An 8,415-nucleotide genomic window follows, 5' to 3' on the forward strand; every position below is an offset into this window, starting at 1 on the left:
TGCCGAAGTTGGTTCATCCAGCAAAATGAAAGAGGGCTCTAGAATCAGTGCGCGAGCAATCGCGATACGTTGTCTTTGTCCGCCAGAGAACTCATGCGGATAACGGTTTATTGAATTCGGCTCTAAGCGAACTTCAATCAATGCTTTGCGCGCTCTTTCTAAACGTTCTTGCTTGGATAGATGAGGTTGATGCACCGTTAAGCCTTCGGTGATGATTTCCCCAACGGTCATGCGTGGTGATAAAGAACCATAAGGATCTTGGAACACCATTTGGACATCTTTCTTGAGCTTGTGACGCTCTTTATCATTTAATAAGCTAACGTCTTGGCCTTTGTAAACAATACGTCCGGTACTCGGCAGCAAGCCGATTAATGCACGTCCAAGGGTCGATTTACCTGACCCTGATTCACCCACAATGCCTAGCGTTTCGCCTTGTTTAAGATTCAACGAAATGCCTTTTACGGCTTCGAAATACTGACTTTTACTCTTGATGAAATGTGATTTAACCAAGAATTGAACTCGGATATCGTCAGCACATAATAGTTCTGGAGCTGACGCCTCAACAGGAACCTTAGCGCCTTTAGGAATCGAGTTAATCAGCATGCGTGTGTAATCGTGTCTTGGATTCTCGAATAAGGCTTGAGTCATCCCTTCTTCAACTAGCTCACCTTTGCACATCACCAGAACACGGTCGGCAAAATGTTTTACTACGCCAAGGTCATGGGTGATGAACAAAATTGCCATGCCCATTTTGTTTTGGATTTCTTTGATAAGAGAAAGCACTTCCGCTTGTACGGTCACATCCAATGCGGTGGTAGGTTCGTCGGCAATCAAAATATCGGGCTCGTTGATCAAAGCCATCGCAATCATGATGCGCTGTAATTGACCACCTGAAAACTCATGCGGATACTTGTTGTAAGCCTGCTCTGGCATTGGTAAATGCACAAGATTGAAGAGCTCTAGCACACGCTGTTTTGCTTTTGATTTCGATACATTGCGGTGACACATAATGGCTTCCGCCACTTGTGTACCCACGCGCAGGTATGGGTTGAGAGATGTCATTGGTTCTTGAAAGATCATTCCGATCCTGTCACCACGAATTGACTGCATCTCTCGTTCAGTCTTTTTGAGTATCGACTGACCTTCAAATTCGATTTCCGATTGAGCATCAATGATGGCGTTATCAGGAAGCAAACGCATTAAAGCGTTGGAAGAGACAGATTTACCTGAACCCGATTCGCCAACAATGGCCAAGGTTTCACTAGAATTAAGAGTAAAGTTAATCTTTTTTACCGCATCAATGATTCCATCATTGGTTATGAATTTAACGGAGAGATTATTAACTTTAAGAATGGCCCGGTCCGACATGATATATCCTTATCAATTTAAGACATTAGGTGAAGATTGAACTTCTGAAGTGGTTTTAAGTTGCCCAAAATGGTGATGAGCGCGTTGAATTTGTTCTAGTTCGAGCATCCAATGTGAGCTGCGCTGAGCACTGCAAAATGCGATCAGGTGATTGAGTAAATCTTCGCTCTGCTTTTCCAATAACCTAAAGGTACGTTGAATCAACTCTGTACCTTCAAGAGAGATAAATTGCATCAATGCATAAGATTGGTTCAAGGTGTCGAAGGCTTGTTGGTGCTGGCCTAAACGATTGAGAATCTCTGATTGAGCGACACTGGCGTCTCTAAGGCCTGAAATTAAGCAAGCAAACTGGCAGGGTTTGATGTCACTTTGGTATGCCGCGTTTTGGATGTGATGAGGAAGAGAGGTGAGAACATCGTTATAGAGGCGCTGTGCTTCGGGCCAATGACCTTGTTCCATTAACTGTTCAGCTTTTAGGTAGTGCATCCAGCAGCGTTCAATTTCCATGTCCACATCCTTAATTTTAAATATCCTAAAATGTTAATGATATTTATTATCAATTGCAAATTAAAATCATTCACATGCTAAGTTGGTGAATTAAATCTCTCGTTATTGCTAAAAACGGAGTAAATTGGTTGTTATTTGTTCAGTTGAACAGCTGTGCAGCGTAAGTCACTAAATTTATAGGTAATTACATCTACACTGATTTTATCTACACCCAAGTAATGAAGGACTAAGGAGGCGGCGATGGCGATGCAAAGACTCAATACAGAACAGCTGTATAAGGTAGCGGAACTCGATAAGCTACCATGTAAGTCGACCAAAGAACTGGCTCCAATTGACGAAATCGTCGGGCAAGAACGAGCACAAAAGGCCGTTGAGTTCGCGATGTCAATTAAGGAAAAGGGTTACAACATTTATGCGATAGGTCGAAATGGTCTGGGTAAACGCACCATGATCTTGCGCTACCTAAACCGACATCCTCAAGAAGTACAGGAGCTTTTTGATTGGTGCTATATCGCGAATTTTGAAGACATTCGTACACCTAAGGTGCTGAAATTACCTCGTGGTGTTGGCAGCAGTTTGAAGCAAGATATTGAAAAGCTGATGCGTAAGCTTCTTAAAGCAATGCCACTCGCATTCGATAACGAGATGTACTTTAATCGCGCTGACCGATTAAAAAATCAGTTGGCCGCTAAGCAACAAGCGGCGTTAGAAGCGATCAGTCAAGAAGCAAAAGATAAGGGCATTAACCTGACGATCACGACTCAGGGTGACTACCAATTTGTCGCGATGAATGGCGATGATCTTCATACCGAAGAGAGCTTCGACTTACTCACGCCAGAAGAGCAAGATCAATTCGATAAAACCATTGATGGATTGGAAGTCGGGCTGCGGACCATTTCTCGTGAACTGACCGAGCTTGAAGAGACGTACACAGAGAAAGTTCAAAAGTTGAATGATGATACGGCGCGAGATGTTATTACCCACTTCATCAAGCAGTTGAAGCAAGATTACAGCCAATATCCTGATATTAAAAAGTACCTTACAGCACTGCGTAAAGACATTGTCGACAACGCAGATATTTTCTTAGAAGAGAGCACAGAGCAAGCAGAAGTTGCGACCGCCTCTTTGGATAAGAAAATGCCACGTCGCTACAAGGTGAACGTGATTGTGAGCCAGAAGGAGGAGACTCTGCCGATCGTGGTGGAAGAGAATCCAAATTATCACTCTCTGTTTGGTTATGTCGAGACGGCAACGTTCAAAGGCACCGTATTTACGGACTTCTCTTTGATTCGTGCAGGTAGCTTACATAGAGCCAATGGCGGCGTCTTGCTGATGGATGCGGTCAAAGTACTTGAACAACCTTATGTATGGGAAGGCTTGAAGCGCGCGCTGCGTTCGCGTCAATTGAGCTTCACGTCATTAGAAAAAGAGGTCACGTTAACGGGGGCGGTATCACTTGATCCTGAGCCTATTCCATTGGACGTTAAGATCATCCTGTTTGGTGATTATCGAACTTATCAACTACTGCAACATTACGATGCGGAGTTTGGTGAATTGTTCCGTGTGACGGCCGATTTTGAAGATGAGATGAAGCGTACTGCGGATTCTGAAATGCATTACGCACGCTTCATTTCAAGTATCGTGCACGACAACAACATGCTGCATTGTGATCGCAAAGCGATTGCTCGCATCATTGAGCACAGTTCTCGTCAGGCGGGTGACCAAAGTAAGTTGTCGCTGCACTCGGCACACATTGCCAACCTGCTTCGTGAATCAAACTACGTGGCGAAAGGAGCGAAGTCGAACCTGATTCGTGCTACGCATGTCGACCAGGCGCTATCGAACCAACAGATGCGTGTCGGGCGACTGCAAGACAGCGTCATGGAAACCTTCACCAACGGTACAACACTGATTCATGTGGATGGTCAGGCGGTTGGGCAGGTCAATGCGCTGTCTGTACTCAGCACAACCGATCATATGTTTGGCGCACCGAACCGGATCACGGCAACCACGGCTTATGGTGACGGTGAAGTGATTGATATCGAGAGAAACGTAGATCTAGGCGGCAGTATTCACTCGAAAGGGGTGATGATCTTATCGGCTTACCTTTCTTCGGTATTTGGTAAGACAGCGAAAGTACCGCTTACTACCAATATCACCTTCGAACAATCGTATGGTGGCGTCGATGGTGATAGCGCGAGTATGGCTGAGTTCTGTGCGGTGGTGTCTGCATTTTCTAAGCAGCCGAACCGTCAAGACATCGCGATTACCGGCTCGATGAACCAGTTCGGTGAGTCTCAGCCTATTGGTGGTGTGAATGAGAAAATTGAAGGCTTCTTTGATGTGTGCGAAATCAAAGGACGTTCAAATGAGCAAGGGGTGATCATCCCACGTTCAAATGTTCACAACCTGATGCTGCGTAATGACATCGTAAAAGCGGTTGAAAAGGGCGAGTTTAATATTTGGGCTATCGACCATGTGACTGAAGCGATTGAGCTGTTTACAGGCAAAGCCGCCGGTGAGGCGAGTGACGAGGGGAGCTATCCAATCGATACTATCTTTGGTATCGCTCAAGCTAAACTGAACGCACTGCGTAAATAGTCTAATATCTATAAACCCAGCTAGCTTTTTAATTAGATAAGTATTTGAAAGTTAGACAGATAGACAAAACTAAAAAGCCATCGACATAAAAATCGATGGCTTTTTTTGATTGCGACTTTGCTCGCTATTGAGTCGTCTGTATCTGGTCTGCTTACGGTATTCGGTGAAAGCAATGTGCTAAATGACTTTACCTATTTCGCAAACAGAGCTTGGTGCCATCGAACTTCAGCTTCGCCAACAAGTGCTTGGCATTAGAGCGGCCAATATCATCAAATTCTACCCCGTATCGAGCGTAATGCGTTGATTTTTGGAGATTACAGATAATGCCTTTCAATGGCGGTATTAGTGGGCCATTGTAGTTCTCAGGTGTAACTTCAATAGAGACTCGATCGGCAATTTGAATCGCACGAGAAGTCGGTGAAGTAACAAAACGACAACCACTTTTCGATAAGTCTCTAATCTCACAGTTTGCTCGTTGATCGTTGAAGATGATTCTGGAAGCTAAGTTCACCTCGTAGCGTGTCTCTTTACGCAGTTGGGTTACTTGCATCGAGCTTGGTGTTGAAAGCACAAGTATAGGGAAGGGATCTCCAATCCTATGGTGAATTTGGCTTTTAAAGTGGATAAGAGCGCCTTCTCCTCGCAGAGAGTACGCACGAGCTGTCATCCAAAAACCTTCTTGAAAGAAAAAGCTCAGATCATCGTTGGATACGTCGGGAACCTCAACCACAATGCAGTTATCACTGTGTGTACCGATAAATTTGGTGGTGGCGAGAAACTTAGTACCAACTGGAGTCGATACATTTAATGTTAGTTCACTGCCGTGCTCTATCATGGCCAGTGCATCGGTGCTATTTAATGTAGAAACGGTGCGGTTACGAGGATCTTGAAGTGCCTGATTATGCTCCAAAGGCTTCTTCAGTGGTGCGTTCATTATATGTTCTCCATGCGCCAACATGCGTCTGTTTGTTATATTGGTAACTTGCTATTAAGGGGCAAATACGTGCTAGATTTAGCAGGTGCAATTACATAAATTAAGTGCAATTACATAGACTAGGTAGATGTACTCACATAGATTTATAGAGTGCCTTTATCTTTATTGATTCGTTATTAAGCCGATGGCACAGAGTTATTTACTTTGTTTGTAAGTACTTAGTTCTATTTGTATAAGCTTGAGTTAGTCTATTACAAGGAATGAATACTTCAAATTTTTATTGTTTGTCGTATCAATTATTTTCAGGAGTTGAGAATGCAGGCAACAAAATGGGATCAAGATGCGAACCAGATCACAGTTGAGCTAGCACCCAACCAGTTCGCGGTTGTTAAGTATCAAAAGGATGGAGATGTACTACATATCACATCGACACGTATTCCTGATGAGCTTCAAGGTAAGGGCTTCGGTAAGGTGATGATGGAGTCGGTACTGACTGAAATTGAACAAGCAGGTTTTAAAATTGTACCGATTTGTAGCTATGTGATTCACTATATGAATAGGCAGCCACAGTGGGCACACCTTTTATCCGATAAAGCATAGTAACGAGTATATGTCTCAATCAATATCGTCAAAAAATATCGCTCAACCGATAGCGAATTCAAGTCAAAATCAGCCAGAGCTTTATCAACAAAAGTTTTATCAAAATGAGCTTTATCAAAAAATAGCGGCCTCACTGGGTTGTCATCAAGGGTTTGATGTCCAGGTGATTCAAAGCCTATGGGGCGGGTATGGTGAATTAGTTCGTTTGGTTTTTTCTAAAGACAGGCGTTCTTCATTCAACAGTGTGATTGTTAAACATGTCGCATTGCCAGATAAAGCAGAACACCCAAAGGGTTGGAATACCAAACTTTCTCATCAACGAAAGGTGCACTCTTACCAAGTTGAGACCGCGTGGTATCAGTCGTTTACCCAACAGTGGGATGAGCGTTGCCCTGTACCTGTAGGGCTGCAATGTGAGTTACAAGAGCACGAGTGGCTGATTGTGATGCAAGACTTGGCCGAAATCGGTTTTCCGTTAACTTCTCAGTTTGATGTGCTTGCTGCTTTTGATGATTCAGCAATCCAAGATACTCAGTCTGATCTGGCGTCTGGTTACACACTAGAAGAGCAAAACCAACGCGATGCTTGCCTTAAATGGCTCGCTAACTTTCACGCAAAGCACATCAATGTAGATCAAGAACATTCAGCTTCATTGTGGCAAGTCGGCACATATTGGCATTTAGACACGCGGCCTGACGAGTTAAACGCATTGGCTGATTTATCGCTTAAGAGCCAAGCGCAGCACATTGATAATCTATTAAGGACGTGCCCATATCAAACCTTGGTACATGGTGACGCCAAGCTCGCCAACTTCTGCTTTGATTTAGACAGTGAGCGCGCTGCTGCCGTTGATTTCCAATACGTTGGGCGTGGTTGTGCGATGAAAGATGTGGCCTTGTTCATGAGTAGTGCTGTGAGGCCGCAAGACTGTGCAGAGCTTGAATCAGAGATCTTGGAGGCTTACTTTCGATACTTGAAAGCGGCACTCATGCACTATCAACCACACCTTTCGTTCGATGATGTTGAAGCCGCATGGCGACCAATGTTTTACGTGGCATGGGCTGATTTTCAACGTTTTGTTAAAGGTTGGAGCCCTGATCATTGGAAGATCAACCCGTATACCGAGCAACTAACCTTACGAGTGCTTAACCAATTAGACGAACAGGAGTCCGTCAATGTTCGATAAAACCGCGAGCTGGAAAACGCCGCAAAACTTCTTATTACTGATTTCAATTGTTGTCCCTATCGCGTTTTCGAGCTGGATGGCGCTGCTTAATAACTTCGTTATTGAGAAAGCGAATTTTGATGGTGCGGATATTGGTTTATTGCAAAGTGTTCGTGAGATCCCTGGCTTTTTGGCCTTTACCGTGGTGTTTGTGTTGGCGTTCATTCGCGAGCAACGCTTCATGTTGATATCGCTGGCGATGCTCACTGTCGGTACGGCGATTACCGGTTTGTTTCCTTCACTCACTGGCCTACTGCTGACCACCATTTTGATGTCGACGGGTTTTCACTATTTTGAAACGCTCAAGCAGTCTTTGTCACTCCAATGGCTGAGTAAAGAAGAGGCCCCTGAGATGCTGGGTAAAATGATCTCTGTTGGCGCGTTGGCCTCGTTAATTACTTATGGCTCAATCTGGGTGATGTTAGAACAGCTGAAGCTCGATTTTGCTTGGGTGTACGGCATTACTGGCGGTATTGGATTTATTCTAGTTTTGGTGATGACCTTTGGTTTTCCTGAGTTTCAAACCAAGACTCAACAAAATAAGAAATTGGTGCTGAGAAAGCGTTACTGGCTCTACTACGCGCTCACCTTTATGAGTGGCGCGAGAAGACAGATCTTCACGGTATTTGCTGGCTTTCTGATGGTAGAGAAGTTTGGTTACTCGGCTGCTGACGTAACGCTACTGTTCTTAATTAATTACCTGTTTAATTTCTTATTCGCAAAACGTATTGGTCGATTTATCGGTGTGGTTGGAGAGCGCAAGGCCCTGATCTTCGAGTATGTTGGTTTGATTGGTGTGTTTGTCGGTTATGGTTTAGTACAAAGCGCGGAATGGGCGGCGGCGCTGTATGTTGTTGACCATCTGTTCTTTGCACTCGCATTAGCGATCAAAACCTACTTCCAGAAAATCGCCGATCCTGCCGACATGGCATCAACCGCAGGTGTCTCTTTCACCATCAACCATATTGCAGCGGTTGTTATTCCGGTCGTATTTGGGGTGATTTGGTTGTCGTCCCCTGCAACGGTTTTCTACATAGGTGCTGCGATGGCGGCGGTATCTTTGGCGTTGTCTTTAAACATCCCCAAGAAGCCCGAAGAGGGCAATGAAGTGCGAATGTTTAGCTGGCGCTAACTCTCGATAAAGACTAATAAAAAGCTCCAATAGTGATATTGGATCTTT

At 44.4% G+C, this 8,415-nt stretch carries 7 protein-coding genes; 4 read left to right on the forward strand and 3 right to left on the reverse strand.

From position 1 onward, the window contains the following. Nucleotides 1–1,368, reverse strand: a 1,368-nt coding sequence (locus AB4496_RS14125; protein ID WP_372105192.1) for an ABC transporter ATP-binding protein, incomplete at its 3' end; no start/stop codon positions are given. Nucleotides 1,369–1,380: 12 nt separating this feature from the next. Next, entirely contained in the window at nucleotides 1,381–1,875 is a 495-nt protein-coding gene (locus AB4496_RS14130) for a hypothetical protein (protein WP_102258353.1), read from the reverse strand. A gap of 240 nt (nucleotides 1,876–2,115) precedes the next feature. On the opposite strand from AB4496_RS14130, the gene AB4496_RS14135 reads away from it, so the two are divergent. Beyond that, nucleotides 2,116–4,476 carry a Lon protease family protein gene (locus AB4496_RS14135; protein ID WP_009846167.1) on the forward strand — a complete coding sequence of 787 codons (2,361 nt, stop codon included), beginning with the start codon at nucleotides 2,116–2,118 and terminating at the stop codon, nucleotides 4,474–4,476. Between the two features lie 187 nt (nucleotides 4,477–4,663). On the opposite strand, the gene AB4496_RS14140 is transcribed toward AB4496_RS14135, so the two are convergent. Next, the gene (locus AB4496_RS14140) at nucleotides 4,664–5,410 is read right to left on the reverse strand and encodes a flagellar brake protein (RefSeq protein WP_009846168.1); all 747 of its coding nucleotides are present in this window, start codon (nucleotides 5,408–5,410) and stop codon (nucleotides 4,664–4,666) included. A 315-nt stretch (nucleotides 5,411–5,725) separates the two neighbouring features. Here AB4496_RS14140 and AB4496_RS14145 point away from each other — a divergent pair, with 315 nt between their 5' ends. The 3 genes from AB4496_RS14145 to AB4496_RS14155 are packed head-to-tail and all read left to right on the forward strand — an operon-like array spanning nucleotide 5,726 to nucleotide 8,367. Next, complete coding sequence (locus tag AB4496_RS14145) at nucleotides 5,726–6,010, forward strand: GNAT family N-acetyltransferase (RefSeq protein WP_029223001.1); 285 nt, start codon at nucleotides 5,726–5,728, stop codon at nucleotides 6,008–6,010. 10 nt (nucleotides 6,011–6,020) lie between these two features. Further along, the gene (locus AB4496_RS14150; RefSeq protein WP_102258354.1) at nucleotides 6,021–7,196 is read left to right on the forward strand and encodes a phosphotransferase; all 1,176 of its coding nucleotides are present in this window, start codon (nucleotides 6,021–6,023) and stop codon (nucleotides 7,194–7,196) included. Beyond that, complete coding sequence (locus AB4496_RS14155) at nucleotides 7,186–8,367, forward strand: MFS transporter (protein ID WP_009846171.1); 1,182 nt, start codon at nucleotides 7,186–7,188, stop codon at nucleotides 8,365–8,367. The genes AB4496_RS14150 and AB4496_RS14155 overlap by 11 nt, the downstream gene beginning before the upstream one ends. Nucleotides 8,368–8,415: the final 48 nt, after the last annotated feature.

This window comes from Vibrio sp. 10N.222.46.A1, from assembly GCF_041473595.1.
GTDB classification, from domain to species: domain Bacteria; phylum Pseudomonadota; class Gammaproteobacteria; order Enterobacterales; family Vibrionaceae; genus Vibrio; species Vibrio tasmaniensis_A.